The organism is Serratia sp. BIGb0234, from assembly GCF_024809915.1.
Classification (GTDB): domain Bacteria; phylum Pseudomonadota; class Gammaproteobacteria; order Enterobacterales; family Enterobacteriaceae; genus Serratia; species Serratia liquefaciens.
On sequence record NZ_JANUEI010000004.1, the window covers coordinates 356,055 to 370,608 of the forward strand.

The 14,554-nt window shown below is 55.2% G+C and carries 14 protein-coding genes; 9 read left to right on the forward strand and 5 right to left on the reverse strand.

The features are described from left to right. Positions 1-177 precede the first annotated feature (177 nt). From M2407_RS17845 to M2407_RS17860, 4 genes are all read left to right on the forward strand, one after another. Positions 178-1,083 (forward strand): DMT family transporter, encoded by a 906-nt coding sequence (locus M2407_RS17845; protein WP_020826815.1) that lies wholly within the window; start codon positions 178-180, stop codon positions 1,081-1,083. A 216-nt stretch (positions 1,084-1,299) separates the two neighbouring features. Beyond that, positions 1,300-2,595 (forward strand): cytochrome c, encoded by a 1,296-nt coding sequence (locus tag M2407_RS17850; RefSeq protein ID WP_130015709.1) that lies wholly within the window; start codon positions 1,300-1,302, stop codon positions 2,593-2,595. Beyond that, positions 2,592-3,122, forward strand: a complete 531-nt coding sequence (locus M2407_RS17855) for a sugar dehydrogenase complex small subunit (RefSeq protein WP_174574188.1) — start codon at positions 2,592-2,594, stop codon at positions 3,120-3,122. Before M2407_RS17850 ends, M2407_RS17855 begins: the two co-directional genes overlap by 4 nt. Positions 3,123-3,141: 19 nt before the next feature. After that, positions 3,142-4,746 carry a GMC family oxidoreductase gene (locus M2407_RS17860; protein ID WP_128864932.1) on the forward strand — a complete coding sequence of 535 codons (1,605 nt, stop codon included), beginning with the start codon at positions 3,142-3,144 and terminating at the stop codon, positions 4,744-4,746. 85 nt (positions 4,747-4,831) lie between these two features. Here M2407_RS17860 and M2407_RS17865 read toward each other — a convergent pair whose 3' ends face one another. Beyond that, complete coding sequence (locus M2407_RS17865) at positions 4,832-5,872, reverse strand: LacI family DNA-binding transcriptional regulator (protein ID WP_046373604.1); 1,041 nt, start codon at positions 5,870-5,872, stop codon at positions 4,832-4,834. Between the two features lie 161 nt (positions 5,873-6,033). On the opposite strand from M2407_RS17865, the gene M2407_RS17870 reads away from it, so the two are divergent. From M2407_RS17870 to M2407_RS17880, 3 genes are all read left to right on the forward strand, one after another. Beyond that, the gene (locus M2407_RS17870; protein WP_234530236.1) at positions 6,034-6,864 is read left to right on the forward strand and encodes an SDR family oxidoreductase; all 831 of its coding nucleotides are present in this window, start codon (positions 6,034-6,036) and stop codon (positions 6,862-6,864) included. After that, positions 6,857-8,014, forward strand: coding sequence for a phytanoyl-CoA dioxygenase family protein (locus tag M2407_RS17875; protein WP_259218781.1), 1,158 nt, complete (start codon positions 6,857-6,859; stop codon positions 8,012-8,014). The genes M2407_RS17870 and M2407_RS17875 overlap by 8 nt, the downstream gene beginning before the upstream one ends. An 83-nt stretch (positions 8,015-8,097) precedes the next feature. Beyond that, positions 8,098-9,105 carry an alpha/beta fold hydrolase gene (locus M2407_RS17880; RefSeq protein WP_130015705.1) on the forward strand — a complete coding sequence of 336 codons (1,008 nt, stop codon included), beginning with the start codon at positions 8,098-8,100 and terminating at the stop codon, positions 9,103-9,105. 57 nt (positions 9,106-9,162) lie between these two features. Here M2407_RS17880 and M2407_RS17885 read toward each other — a convergent pair whose 3' ends face one another. Continuing rightward, positions 9,163-10,773 (reverse strand): serralysin family metalloprotease, encoded by a 1,611-nt coding sequence (locus tag M2407_RS17885; protein WP_128864934.1) that lies wholly within the window; start codon positions 10,771-10,773, stop codon positions 9,163-9,165. A gap of 418 nt (positions 10,774-11,191) precedes the next feature. Here M2407_RS17885 and M2407_RS17890 point away from each other — a divergent pair, with 418 nt between their 5' ends. Beyond that, the gene (locus M2407_RS17890) at positions 11,192-11,551 is read left to right on the forward strand and encodes an AprI/Inh family metalloprotease inhibitor (protein WP_020826806.1); all 360 of its coding nucleotides are present in this window, start codon (positions 11,192-11,194) and stop codon (positions 11,549-11,551) included. 38 nt (positions 11,552-11,589) lie between these two features. On the opposite strand, the gene M2407_RS17895 is transcribed toward M2407_RS17890, so the two are convergent. Further along, positions 11,590-12,111, reverse strand: coding sequence for a chromate transporter (locus M2407_RS17895; protein WP_020826805.1), 522 nt, complete (start codon positions 12,109-12,111; stop codon positions 11,590-11,592). Further along, positions 12,108-12,680, reverse strand: coding sequence for a chromate transporter (locus M2407_RS17900; RefSeq protein ID WP_020826804.1), 573 nt, complete (start codon positions 12,678-12,680; stop codon positions 12,108-12,110). Before M2407_RS17900 ends, M2407_RS17895 begins: the two co-directional genes overlap by 4 nt. 99 nt (positions 12,681-12,779) lie before the next feature. Here M2407_RS17900 and M2407_RS17905 point away from each other — a divergent pair, with 99 nt between their 5' ends. Beyond that, a complete protein-coding gene (locus M2407_RS17905; protein WP_046373611.1) occupies positions 12,780-13,700 on the forward strand; it encodes a LysR family transcriptional regulator in 921 nt (306 codons plus the stop codon). Here the strand turns inward: M2407_RS17905 and licT are convergent. Continuing rightward, on the reverse strand, positions 13,697-14,536 hold the full coding sequence (gene licT / locus M2407_RS17910) for a BglG family transcription antiterminator LicT (RefSeq protein WP_048759048.1): 840 nt from the start codon (positions 14,534-14,536) through the stop codon (positions 13,697-13,699). The genes M2407_RS17905 and licT overlap by 4 nt on opposite strands. Positions 14,537-14,554: the final 18 nt, after the last annotated feature.

Sequence of the window (14,554 nt, forward strand, 5' to 3'; positions counted from 1 at the left end):
TACCGACCCCGCTTTGCTCAATCTTTCCAGTTTAGAGAGTGGCGCGATGCCATACCAGCCATCAGCACGCGCTTTTGCCAAAAAAAGCGCAAGAATATGCAATTGCTCGCAAAGCGCTGAAAGCGCGGCGCCGTGCAGCGGCGGATACTGAGCCTATCCATTTTGCCGGAGTTAATTATGAACGTGCTGTTGTACCTTGCCGTGGTGCTGATTTGGGGCACCACCTGGATTGCCATTACCCTGCAGCAGGAAGGCCCGGTGGCCATTCCCGTTTCCATCAGTTACCGTTTTGTGGTTTCCGCAGTAGTGATGCTCGTCATTCTTTTATTGGCACGACGTCTGCGCCGTATCGCCCTGCGCGACCATCTGTTTTGCGTCCTGCAAGGCTGCTGCGTTTTCGGTTTTAACTTCTACTGTTTTTACCATGCCGCAGCCTACATCAGCAGCGGGCTGGAATCGGTGATTTTCTCGATGGCAGTGCTGTTCAATGCCGTTAACGGCATTATTTTCTTTCGCCAGCGCCCTAGCCCCAATCTGTTACCGGCTGCGGTGCTGGGCCTGACCGGGATCGTCGCCCTGTTCTGGCAAGATCTGGTGGCAACGCAAATGGCGCCGGACCTGTTGAAAGGCATCGGGCTGAGCGCTCTTGGCACCTACGGCTTCTCTTTGGGGAATATGATCAGCTCCCGCCACCAGCGGCATGGGCTGGACATTCTTTCCACCAATACCTATGCCATGAGCTACGGCGCAATCCTGATGGCGCTGATTGCGTTGGCCCAGGGTGCCTCATTCCAGATTGAGTTCAGCACCCGTTACATCGGCTCGTTGCTGTATCTGGCGATTTTCGGCTCGGTGATTGCCTTTGCGGCCTATTTCAGCCTGCTGGGGCGGATCGGCGCCGGGGCGGCTGCCTACAGCACCCTGCTGTTTCCTCTGGTGGCACTGACGATTTCAACCCTGTATGAAGGCTATCAGTGGCACACCAATGCGGTGATAGGCCTGTGCCTGATTCTGCTTGGCAATCTGGTGATGTTTGCCAAACCGGGCCGGTTTGCTGGGTTATGGCGGCGCCCGGTGGCATAAACATACGTCAAAAGCGCCTGAACCCAAGGCGCTTTATCCCAAAACTCCCCAATCTGACTCCGCCATTTACATCCCACTAAAAATTAACAATTAATGCTGAACGACAGACATAACCGTTGACATTAGCGGCTGCAGATCAATACATTGAATACTAAACCGTTACAGTATTTTTGTATCTTAACGCTATATATCACCATTTTGGTTTGGAAAACAAAGATGAGTAATAAAAAAACTCATTGGAGTATAAAGAGGCTCACCCGTTTCCTGGTCGTCGTGATGCCTTTATATTCTTCATTGAGTTACGCGCAAACTGCTGACGCAGAGAGTGATTTTGCACAGCACAAAGGCCGATATTTAGCCATTGCTTCAGACTGTGTGGCCTGCCATACCGCGTCGGGTGGCAAGCCTTTTAGCGGGGGGTTGGCTATGCCATTGCCCATGGGCAATATTTACTCCACCAACATCACGCCAGATAAAACCTACGGCATTGGCGAATATACATTGGAAGATTTTAAGAAGGTATTACGGGAAGGGATTAGACGTGATGGTTCAAATCTTTATCCGGCAATGCCATTCCCCTCTTACACCAAGTTAACGGACGAAGACATTGCCAACCTGTATGCCTATTTTATGCATGGCGTTGAGCCTGTTAACCAACCGAATAAAAAGCCTGACTTCTCTTGGCCCCTTACCCTGCGCTGGCCGCTGATGGCCTGGAATACTCTATTTCTGGAGAAAGGGGCTTATCAATACAAATCAGACCGCAGCCCAGAGTGGAACCGTGGCGCTTATTTGGTGCAAGGCGCCGCACACTGCGGCTCTTGCCACACCCCCCGCGGATTGGGCATGCAAGAAAAAGCCTATGACGAAAGCCAGAAAGGCTTCCTGGCCGGCGCCAAGATTGGCGGCTGGGAGGCGTTTAACATCACCAGCGACAAAGCATCAGGTATCGGTAGCTGGACACAGCAAGAGATCGTTCAATATCTGAAAACAGGCAATGTCCCCTTTAAAGCTCAGGCAGCCGGTTCCATGGCGGAAGCCATTACCCACAGCTTCAGCAAAATGAATGATGCGGACCTGAACGCCATTGCAGGGTATTTGAAAGACATACAGGCCGTAGGTGATGAACAGACCCGACCGCGCTCATCTCAGGTGCAGCCGAGGCCGAACGACGAAATGCCGGGCGCCAACATTTATCTGAACAATTGTGCAAGCTGCCATGGCAGAGAAGGTGCCGGCACAACGGACGGTTATTACCCTTCAATGCTCGGCAACAGCGTGATCGGCGCGAACGACGCCAACAACCTGATTCAGGTCATTCTACACGGCGCCAACGTGAACAACGGTAAGGACCACTACTTTATGCCCGCGTTCTCAGATCAGTTGAGCAATCAACAAATCGCTCAACTGGCTGAATATCTGGTGGAAAGCTTCGGCGGACATGCACTCAACGTCACCCCCGATCAGGTTGAAAAACTGCGTGGTTCCAGCAATGAGGACGTCGTGCAATGAAAAAAGAGAGCAAAAGTAAAGCGAGCTACGGCTTTTCTCGTCGCCATCTGCTGAAAAGCACCCTCATCGCGGGGGCTGCCTTTCTGTCGGTCAATGCCGTTTCAACCCCGCTAAAACGGCTCGATGACAAACACACAGAGGTGCTTTTTAATCAGTTGGCTCAGTGGCTGACCCTCCGACAGAACCTCGATCCGGCATTTACCGCTGCCATGTATTCAACCATGGCGTCCCATACCGAGAAGTTTGGCGACAGGCTCGGCATGTTGGAAAAAAGGATAAGCGATAGTGGTGCACCCGATGTTCAATCCTTTATTTCTGCCCTGCCCGCAGAGGATGAAAATCGGAAATTAGCACTGCTAATTATAGAGAGCTTTTATACCGGTAATGTAGGGCGTGGCCGCCAGGCCGTGGTAGTGAATTACGAGAAAGCCTTGATGTTCCAGGCAACGAGTGATGTGACCGTGATCCCTACCTATATTCGCGCGCGACCCAATTACTGGATAGCCACGCCAAATTTAGAAAATTGAAGATCATTAGTGAGCAAATATGGCCATTGAATATGATTGCGACATTATCGTCGTGGGTGCCGGTATTTTAGGCGGTGCTATTGCGAACAGCCTTGCCAGGCAAGGAAGATCCGTCATCATTTTAGAAGCGGGCCCCCGCGTTAAGCGTGCGGAAATCCTTGAAGCATTTCGCCAATATGGGAATAAATCAGATTATAACGGCCCTTACCCAGACCTGCCCTGGGCGCCCAAATCGGCGACCGGCAAGTATTCTGACGACTATATTGAGAGCGTGGGCAATATTACCCAAAAGCCTTCCTTCTTGCGTCTGGTTGGGGGAACCACCTGGCACTGGGGCGGGGCAACCTGGCGTAATCTGCCTGCAGACTTCAAATTAAAAACGCTCTATGGGCACGGTCGTGACTGGCCTATTGACTACGACACGCTGGAACCCTGGTACCAATTGGCCGAAGAAGAAATTGGCGTGAGCGGCTCCGATACCGATGACCAGCGTGGCCATGGTGAACAACCCTATCCCCCACGCTCCAAACCTTATCCCATGGCGATGCAACCCTGGACCTATCTGACCCAGCAGGTAGCGGAAAAAGTCTCCAGTGCCCATCACCACTTCGTCGATGAACCCAATGCACGTGCGACCCGCCCCTATCAAGGGCGACCAATATGCGCGGGTAACAACAACTGTGCCCCTATCTGCCCGATCGGTGCGCAGTTCTCTGGCGATAAGCCGGTCGTTTGGGCAGAGCATCGGGGGGCAAAGCTGCGGGTGAATGCGGTGGTTTACCGTATCGAAAAAGGCCCGGACAACAAAATCGTCGCCGTGCACTATAAGAATCCGCAGGGGGAAAGTACGCGCCTCACGGCCCGCTATTTCGTGCTGGCTGCCCATGGGGTAGAAACACCGAAATTGATGCTGATGTCGGACATAGGCAACTCGTCGGATCAGGTCGGACGTAACATGATGGGGCATACTGGGCGGGCTATCGCCATGCTGGCGAAAGATCCCGTTTGGGCAGGTCGTGGTCCGACGCAGCAGGGAAGCATCAACACCTGGCGCGACACGCCGCTGCGACACCAGCATGCGGCAATCCGCCACTTTCTCGATAATACCGTCCCTAACGAGTTGATCACCAAGCGTTTGCTGGACCAGGGTATCGTCGGCCCTGAGCTGGATCGTCTTATTCGTCACAATAGCGCACGCTACCTGAAAATTGCGTCCTACGTCGAGGTATTACCCGATCCCGCGAACCGCGTCACTTTGAGCAATAAGCGCGATGCGCTTAATTTGCCGACGCCGCGTATCAATTACGACATCGCACATGAATACACCCTGAACGCCATGGGCCAACTTTATAAAGACTATGAGCAGTTCAAGGCGTTATTTGGCGCCACTGAAGTGCTAAATGACATCCAGGCATGGGTACCCAGTTCCCATATCATGGGCACCACTATTATGGGCAGTGATCCACGGGACTCGGTGGTCAACCACGAGTGCCGCTCCTTCGATCATGCCAATCTCTTTATCACCAGCACCAGCGTCCACCCCAGCTCTACCGTGGTGAATCCAACCTTAACCGGCTATGCCATTGCCCTGCGCGTTGCCGATATCATCAATAAAGAGATTTAATAACCTATTGCCGTTAAAAAGAGCCCGTCACCAGGCTGATTTCCCCCCTTCGCCACCGGTTCGCCGGTGGCAAAAACCTTCGGCGTTAAACACCGGCAGAGGGTTCGTCGACCATTGAAAGATTAAACGGCGTCACCACGCTAACCCTTGAAAAGGCATGCGTGATGATATTGCCGGGAACAAAGCCGTGGTGTTGCAAAATGGCCTGGAAGGCATTGCGCGCGTCCCGTTGTAAATCGTGGTCGATCACCGCATCAATCCGCTCTTGTGCCAGCAGTTGGCGATTCTCCTGATCCAAATCGTGGCCGATAAACGCCGCCAGCGGCCGCTGTTGCCGGCTGAACGCCTCAACAATCGCGGAGTTCCCGCCACCGACGCTGTAAACCGCGTGAATATCCGGATGACAGCGCAACGTTTCTGTCACTCGTGCCAGAGTCGGTGCATACACCCCCAGGCCGCCGCTAATGTCCACCACGCTCAGGTGCGGTGCCCTTTCCCGCAGCCATTGACGGAATCCACTCTCTCTTTCTTCTTCGCCGCGAAAACCCTGGCTGCTGATCACCACTGCCACCCGCTGCGGCTGGGGCGGTAACCAGCGTGCCATCAGATAAGCCGCTGTACGACCGGCGGCTCGGTTATCCATGCCGATATAGCTGATGCGCCGACTTTGTGGCAGATCGGTCACTATGGTCACCACCGGTATGCCCTGCTGCTGCAACAAACCGACGCTGTCATTGAGCAATTGCTCATCGCTCACCTTCAGGATCACCCCGTAGGAGCCCTGGCTACGGCAGCGCTCGAGCACCTGCTGCAATTCAGCGGTACCGATCTGTTCGAAAATATGAAAGCGCAGCGTAATGCGAAACGGCACAAAAGCACTCAACTGGCTACACAGTGCATCCGTAACCAACTGACTGAAACGCTGCGGCGTGTGCATCACCACGTCAATCGGCAGCGTACGGCCGCTGGCCAGGCCGCTGCGCTGCTGATTTTCCAAATCCTGCAACGCCTGCTCAATACGCCGCAAGGTTTGTTGATGCACCTTGCCCCGCTGATGCAGCGCGCGATCGACCGTTGCCTTGCTGACGCCCGCCTGCGCGGCAATTTGCTTGATAGAGAATTTCATGACGCCACCAAATTGAGGTCTTTTTGAGGTTTCAGTGAGGTTTTGTTAACAAAATGTAGATGCTAGGGTTAACAATAGCAAGATGAAGATAAAAACAACCGATTGATTTTCAATATCAAAAATTATCTGAGGCTGACGCAATGCACGAGAATGTAAACACTATGTTTTCCGGAAACTATTACGTGGTGACGGGAGCAACCCAGGGACTAGGCGCTGCGGTGGCACAACTGCTGGCCGAGCGCGGAGCCGCCGGGCTGATGCTTTGCGGCCGCAATCAGAAAGCGGGGGCCGCCCAGGCAGAGAAGTTACGCGCTACCGGCTGCGATGCCCGATTCGTCACCGCTGACATTGCCGATCCGGCAGCCTGCCGTAACGTCATTGCCGAAGCGGAAAACGCTTTCGGTACCCTGCATGGGTTGGTTAACTGCGCCGGCATGTCCGACCGCGGTACCATAATCGACACCACGCCAGAGCTGTTTGACGCCATTTTCGCCGTCAATATTCGCGCGCCCTTCTTCCTGATGCAGGAAGCCATCAAAGTGATGATCAAGCATCAGGTTGCGGGTTCCATCGTTAACATCATTACCATTACTGCGCACGGGGGTCAGTCGTTTCTCGCGCCTTATGCCGCGTCAAAAGGCGCACTGATCACCCTGACCAAAAACGTCGCCTTCAGCGCCATGCGCAACCGCATCCGGGTAAACGGCCTGAATATCGGTTGGATGGACACGCCACATGAGCATGAAATTCAGCGCCAGTATCACGACGCCGATGAGAATTGGTTAGCGCAGGCGGAACGACAACAGCCGTTTGGGCGCTTGTTGAAACCACGGGAAGTGGCGCGTGCGGTGGCGTTCTTGCTGTCTGAGGAGTCCGGAATGATGACCGGCGCGGTTGTCGACTTCGATCAGGGGGTGATTGGCTGCGGCGATGGCGGCTCACCTAAACCGGACCACCCGCTGAGCCTGAACTCGGGAGCACATCATGACTGAAACTCTTTTTTTACAGCCTGACCGGCTTTCGGTTGATGACTTTGGCCAGACATGTGAGCAGTCGCTCACATTGAGTGACTATCCACTGGCGGCCGACGCGCAAAAAAACGTGCTGATTTATCACGCCGCCACGTTGATTGAGCGTGCGCAAACCGATAAAACCTCGGTATTGAGTGAGCTGCACCGGGCGCTTTCCACCGGCCCCGGCGTGCTGGTGATTAAAAATACCTATCCCGACAAGAGCATCATAGAGCGCCATAACCGGGTTTTCGAAGCCATTTTCCAGGAGGAGGCCGCCAGAGGGAACGCAGGCGATCACTTCTCTGCCGCCGGCAATAACGGCCGCATCTGGAATTCGCTGCAAAAGGCCGCCCAGCACGATCCCGATGCTTTTATTGATTACTACGCCAACCCTGTGCTGGCGTTGGTCAGCGAAGCCTGGCTCGGGCCCTGGTATCAAATGACGGCGCAGGTCAACGTAGTGCGCCCTGGGGGCAAAGCACAGCAACCGCACCGTGACTACCATCTGGGCTTTCAGGAAAATCAGGACGTACAACGTTTTCCGTTGCCGTTGCAACTGCTGTCCCAGTATCTGACGCTGCAAGGTGCGGTGGCGCATTCCGCGATGCCGCTGGAGTCCGGCCCAACTCAATTACTGCCGTTCTCACACCAGTATCCCGGCGGCTACCTGGCCTGGCGACGTCCGGAGTTTATCAACTATTTCCAGCAACATGCCGTACAGCTGCCGCTGGAGCTGGGAGACACGCTGTTCTTTAACCCGGCGCTGTTCCATGCTGCGGGCAACAATGTCACCCACGACCATGTGCGCATCGCCAATCTGTTGCAGGTCTCATCGGCATTCGGCAAGCCGATGGAAACCGTGAACCGCTTGCGCCTGCTGCAGCAGATCTATCCGGCGTTGCTGCGGCGCTATCAAGCAGGAGAACTGCTGGGTACGGAGTTGGCGGCGACCGTGGCGGCGGCGGCAGACGGCTACTCTTTCCCCACCAATCTGGACAGCGATCCGCCGCTGGCCGGACTGGCTCCGCAGACCCAGCAGCAGTTGCTGATGCAGGCGCTGCAGGCGGATTGGGCCCCCGCGCATTTCAACCAGCAGCTTGAGCGCCAACAACAGTTGCGCAGCGCCTAGCGTTTCATGCCTCCTTTTCATCAGGGAGGCATGGTCTTTACGGCTATACTCAGACTCTTGCCGATTTTCATAAGGACATCAGGATGCTGAGATTGACCCGTCGAGTCGCGCTAGCCGCTGCTCTGGCCGCCTTTTCTGCCAGCGTGGCTGCCGAAACGCCCAAATACGGTCAGGAGCTACAGGGCTTTCACTACCCTTACCCGCTGCAACAATTCAGCTTCAGCTCTCAGGGGCAGCAGTTAAGCATGGGCTATATGGACGTGCCGCCAGAGGGCGATGCCAACGGCCATACTGTGGTGCTGATGCACGGCAAAAACTTCTGCGCCGCCACCTGGCAAGACACCATCAAAGCGCTAAGTAAGGCCGGTTATCGGGTGATCGCGCCCGATCAAATCGGCTTTTGCAGCTCCACCAAACCGCAGCACTACCAATACAGCTTTCAGCAGTTGGCGAACAATACCCACGCGCTATTGAATAACCTGAAAATCGCTAAAGCGGTGATCGTCGGCCATTCTACCGGCGGCATGCTGGCAACCCGCTACAGCCTGATGTACCCGCAGGCGGTGGAACGGCTGGTGATGGTCAATCCGATTGGGCTGGAAGACTGGAAAGCCAAAGGCGTGCCGTGGCGCAGCGTCGATCGGTGGTTCGAGCGTGAATTGAAAACCTCCGCTGCCGGTATTCGACAGTACGAACTGCAGACCTATTATGTTGGCCGCTGGAAGCCAGAATATGACCGCTGGGTCGATATGCTGGCCGGGCTGAACAATGGGCCTGGCCATCGCCTGGTGGCCTGGAACTCGGCGCTGATTTACGACATGATTTTCACCCAGCCGGTGTTCTACGAGTTCAAGGATCTGCAAACGCCGACCACCTTGATGATTGGCACCGCCGACACCACCGCCATCGGCAGCGATATCGCTCCCCCCGCCGTCAAGGCTCAGCTCGGGCACTATAATCTGCTGGGGAAACAGGTGGCGAAAATGATCCCGCACGCCAACCTGATCGAATTCCCTGGCCTGGGGCATGCGCCGCAAATGGAAGAGCCCGAACGGTTCAATCAGGCGCTGATCAGGGCTCTGCGCCCTTAAAGACCGGAGATGGCAGCTTGAGAAAAAGGGCCCTCGGGCCCTTATCAAGCGCGGCACTCAGGCAAACAGAATATCGCTTTGCTCCACCTGGCCTACGACCTGGATTTTGAAATCCGCCGCATAGCTGTCGTTATGGGTATTCAGCAATAAATCGGTCGTGCCGTTAAAGGTATCGAAGTTAAGTTTGAACTCGCCTTTCTGTCCGCTGAAGCTGTCGGCACTGTCGATCAACCGCAGTTCACTCAGGCTGTTGTTGAAACGCAGCCCGGAAAGGTCGATCTTGTCGACGCCGTGCTCGAAATCCTCAATCACATCGAACGCCGTCGTGGTGGACTCATTAGCATTGAGGTAAACGAAATAATCGGCGAAGTTGTTGGCGTCTTTGCCGCCCCACAGATGATCCGCCCCCAACCCGCCATACAACATGTCCGAACCGGCATTGCCGGCCAGTAAATTGTCCTGTTCGTTGCCGATGAGCACATCACGACCACTGCCACCAATGGCATTCTCGATCACCGCATTATTGGCGATCGATACGTTCTGCGTGCCGCCGCCGACGCTGGAAAAGGCGCCGTCATTGAGATTAATCAGTTGCTGCTGGCTGTAGCCGGAAAAATCCAGCGTGTCGTTGCCGCCCGCGTCCCACACCGCAAAGTTCACCGGCTTGCCGTTATCCGCCGTTGCGGTCAGGAAGTCACGCCCGGTATTGGAATTAAAGCCGTACACCGAATCCCCGGTGCGCGTTTCCATATTGGCACCGTAGAGTTTCTGCATCGCGGCGATGTCGTCAATCATCGGGCCATAACCGTTGACCCCTTTGGTATCGGAGCCGGTGTTATTGCCGCTGAAGTAGCTCATTATCGAATATTGTACCGAATCCTGATAATACACGGCGTCATCGATATAAGTGGGGTCCTTGTCGTCGGAAGCATCATAATCGCCAGGGTGCATCAAGCCCAATGCATGGCCAATTTCATGGGTGAAGGTCTGGCTGCTGAAATCCCCTGGCACCGGCGCTTGATGAGTAAGAAAACCTTTATTAAACCAGACCGTACCGGCGTAGCTGTTATCATCCGCAGGATCAGAGGTGGCGGGATAGTAACCAAAGGCATTGTCATCCGCAGCGCTGCCATCGGCTTTCTGGGTGTAATAAGCGAAGGTGATGTCTGCCCGGTGGTTCAGATCCGTGGACTGCGCTTCGGTAAAGGTGACATTTGCCACGTCTGCCCAGGCCTGCATCGATTTTAACGCCTGGCTTTTAGCCGCTTCGGTCAACGGCTCCAGCCCTTTATTGGCGTTGTTACCCGTTCCGGTTCTGCCGATAACATCCAGCGCTTCCTGGGTCAGGAAGGAAAAGGTCAGATCTGCCGGCTGATGGAAAACGTTGTCGCCGTTGTGCGTATACCCGCTGCGAGTCAGCTGATCGGCAGCGCGCTCGGAGCTGTAGTTTTCGCGGGTCTTGCCCCAGGTAGTCAGCGGGCCGGTACCTCGCTGGTTGCTGTAGAGATTGGCATTATCCAACGTCAGATAAGCGCCATAGCCCAGCCCATTGTAGATGCTGCCGGTTTGGTGATAGTAGAATTGATAGTTGGGATCGTGGGGGGATGTGGCCGCCAGGCCGGTAAACGCTTCGTCATCTTGCAAAATTTCATTGTGATTGCGGTTCATCGCATTCTCCTTTACACAATAGGAATTCAGTCAATTGGTGAGGCATTCAATCAAAATAACTAATGGGAACATTCCAGTTCCGCAATCCAGCATAGGGAATTAGTCTGACGGCGCAACCATACAATAGTGGAATAATAAGCAGGCATTTCAAATCAAATAAAATCATTAAAGCAATTAAAAACAAATAATTGAAAAACATAGACCACAATAATAAGAAGACTATTGGCTTTAATTGCTCGTCATTTATACTGCGGGCTATTCATTGATTCAGAATAAACGAGTATTAAAATCACTTATCCTTGGATCACCCAGCAACAAGGATCGTGCTATGGTATTAACGGATTTCAGTAAGGAGTGGCCGATGTCGAGATTTCTCTCTTTGCGCGCACTCAGGCGCGTTGCCCTGACAGGAGTTGTTATGAGCCTTATGTTAAGCAGCACTACCTTTGCCAGTTCACTGCCCCTGCTGGCCCCCTCTGCGCTGAAGGGGCACTGGCAGTTAAACGATGCCGAAGGCAAAGCCCCAGCCTGCAACGTTGAATTAAGCGATGAACTGATCGAAGGAACTAACGCCTACCGTTTCACCGCTGAAGAGCAGTGTCTGCAACCCTTGTCGCTCACCGAACTGCCGGTGGCCTGGCGTCCGACGCCGGACGGCATGACGCTGACCAATGCCGATGGCAGCATGGTAGCGTTTCTGGCGTTGACGGCCCCCAAACGCTATGAAGTGATGAACCATAACGGCAAGCCCCGCTTTTCGCTGACGCCGCGCCAGTAACTCACTCTGGCGGCAGCAGCCCCTGCCGCCAATATCGATTACGCCACCAACAGCCCCAGTATCGCCCCGCCCGCCAACACCCATAATGGGTGGATACGTTTGCTCATGCTCAGCACCGTTGCCAGCAGGATAATCATCGCCAACGGCCAATTCGGTGCGGAAGCTTCGGCAATCAGCACGCCACTGGCCGCCACCAAACCAACGGTCACCGGCACCAATCCACTTTGCACCCGACGCCGCCAGGGCTTGTCCTTGAAGCGTCGCCAGACGCCCATCACCAGCAGGGTAACAATCGACGACGGGCCGAACTTGGCGATGGAGGACACCAACAGCCCGGCCCACCCGGCCACGTGCCACCCCACCAGCGGCACAATCATCATATTCGGCCCCGGCGCGGCCTGCGCCATGGCGAACAGCGCACTGAACTCCTGCGCGCTCATCCATTGGTGAACTTCCACCACCTGACGCTGCATTTCCGGCAGAATGGTCATGCCGCCGCCAAAGGCCAGCAGTGACAGCTCGGTGAATATGATCGCCAGCGAGATCAATACCGCCATCATGAGCGATCCCTCCACCACATCAGCAGGATGCTCAGCGGCGCCAATGTCAGCATGGTCGGCAGTAAGGGCAAGCGTAGCCAGGCGATGGCGATCAGACACAGCGCCACAATGCCCAGTGCCAGCCATTTACCGCGCAGCGGCAGCAGCATCTTCACCCCGGTAGACAGCAACAAACCGGCCGCCGCAGCAGCCAGACCGGCAAATACGTGTTGTACATGCGCGTCATTTTGGAAGCGGGCATAAACCATACCCAAACCGACTACGATGGCCGTCGGTGCGCTGATCAGCCCCAGCAGGGCGCAAAAAGCCCCGCGCAGGCCGCGAAACTCCATGCCAACCGCTACCGAAAGGTTAATCACGTTGCCACCCGGCAAAAACTGGCACAGCCCCAGCAGCTCGGTAAACTGCTGACCACTGAGCCAGCGGCGGTCTTCCACCAGCATATTGCGCGCCAACGGCAGTACGCCGCCAAAGCCAATCAGCCCGAGCATCAGAAAGCCCAAAAACAACTCGCCGTTGCCCGGCGGTGCTGCCTGCGGGTCATTTTTTACCGCATCAGATTCCGACATTGTCCGTTCCACATCGCTTATTTTGATGGCTGGTATGATGCGCGTCGCCATGCCATGATGTCTAATGCATTTCACAAGCAACAAGGATACCTTTAAGGTATGTCAATGATCGAACTTCGCCGCCTGCGGGCTTTCGTTACCGTGGTGGAAGAAGGCAATATCACCCGCGCCGCCGAACGACTGTTTATACAACAACCGCCGTTGACCCGCCTGTTACAGGGGCTGGAAGAGGAATTGGGGGTAAAACTGCTGCAACGCCTGCCCCGTGGCGTACGCGTTACCGAGGCCGGCAGCGTGTTGTTCAATGAAGCGCGGGCGCTACTGACGCGGGCAGAGCATCTGACCGAAGCAGTACACCGCGCCGCGCGGGGTGAACAAGGGCATATCGCTATCGGCTTCACCAGCTCCGCCGCATTGCATCCCTTCGTGCCCAATCTGCTGCGCCGCTACCGTGAGATCCTGCCTGGCATTACCACTCAGTTGGAAGAGGCAGGCAGCGGCGAACTGTTGGATGCCTTGGTGGATGAGCGGCTCGACGTGGCCTTTGTCCGCTCGCCGGTGGGCGGTATTCCCGGTTTGACAATTGAGCCGGTGCTGCGCGAACCGATGCTGATCGCCCTGCCCATCGGTCACCCGCTGGCCACCCATGACGACCAACCACTACCGCTGACTGCGTTAACCCAGGAGGCCTTTATTCTTTATCGTCGCCCGGCGGGCCAGGGCTTGTATGATGCCATTCTGGCGGCCTGCCACGGTGCCGGGTTCAGCCCGCGCGTTATTCAGGAAGCCCCGCGCCTGCCCGCAACCCTTAGCCTGGTAGGTGCCGGTCTGGGGTTGTCGATCGTACCGGCCTCCATGCGGCGGTTGGGCGGGGACGGCATCGTTTACCGAACCATTGCCGAACAGGCCCAGCTCAGCGCGCCGCTTTATCTGGCGCTGCGCAGCAACCGGACGTCGGCCATCATCCAACGCTTTCGCGATCTGGTGGCCGAAGCCGTCAGCGAGCAGTCGCCCGGCTAATCAGACCGGTCGGCGATACGCGTCAGATGGATCACCAGATACAGCAGTTCATCGTTCGACATCTCCATCTGCAGCAGATTCTTCACGTAGTCGCGGATCAGCAGTGCGCCGCGATAGGCATGCGGATACTCCCTGGTCACCTGCGCAAAGATAAAGTCGTCTTTCGACGCCATTTGCTGCCCCTCGATCATTCGCTGAATAAAAAACTGCATATGCACCAAAAAACGCGAGTAGTTGAGCGAGTCAGTGTCGATCGTGATGCGAAAATGGTATTTGATGATATTGAAAATGTCTTTCAGCATCTTCACCGACAGCAGCGTGTGCTCCATGTTCTGCACGTCGGTTTGACCATTAACCAGATGAAAAGCAATATTGCCCGCCTCTTCTTCCGGCAGCGCAATGTTCAACCGCCGGTTGATGTGTGCCAGTGCCTGGCTCGCCACTGCGAACTCCTGCGGGTAAAAGCGCTTCACCTCGAACAACAGGCGATTTTGGATTGCGATACCCTTGTGATAGCGCTCAATGGCGAAACTGATGTGGTCCGCCAGGGTGAAGAAAATCTGCTCGTTAATCCGCCCGTTAAGCTGCCGGTTAGCCTCCGCCAGGATCATCTGCACAATCTCGATGTGCTCTTCCGGCGTGGTTTCTATCAGCCGCAGGTAATCGCGGCCCTTTTGACTGTTCTGCACCACATACACTTTCTCTATCGCGGCCGGGTCGAGAACGTCACCCACTTTGCTGTTAAAGCCAATACCCTTGCCCATCACGATAGCTTCATTGTTATCGTCATCCGCCGATAGCACCAGGCTATTATTGAGTACCTTAATGACTTTCATCGTCGCGGCCACACCCTC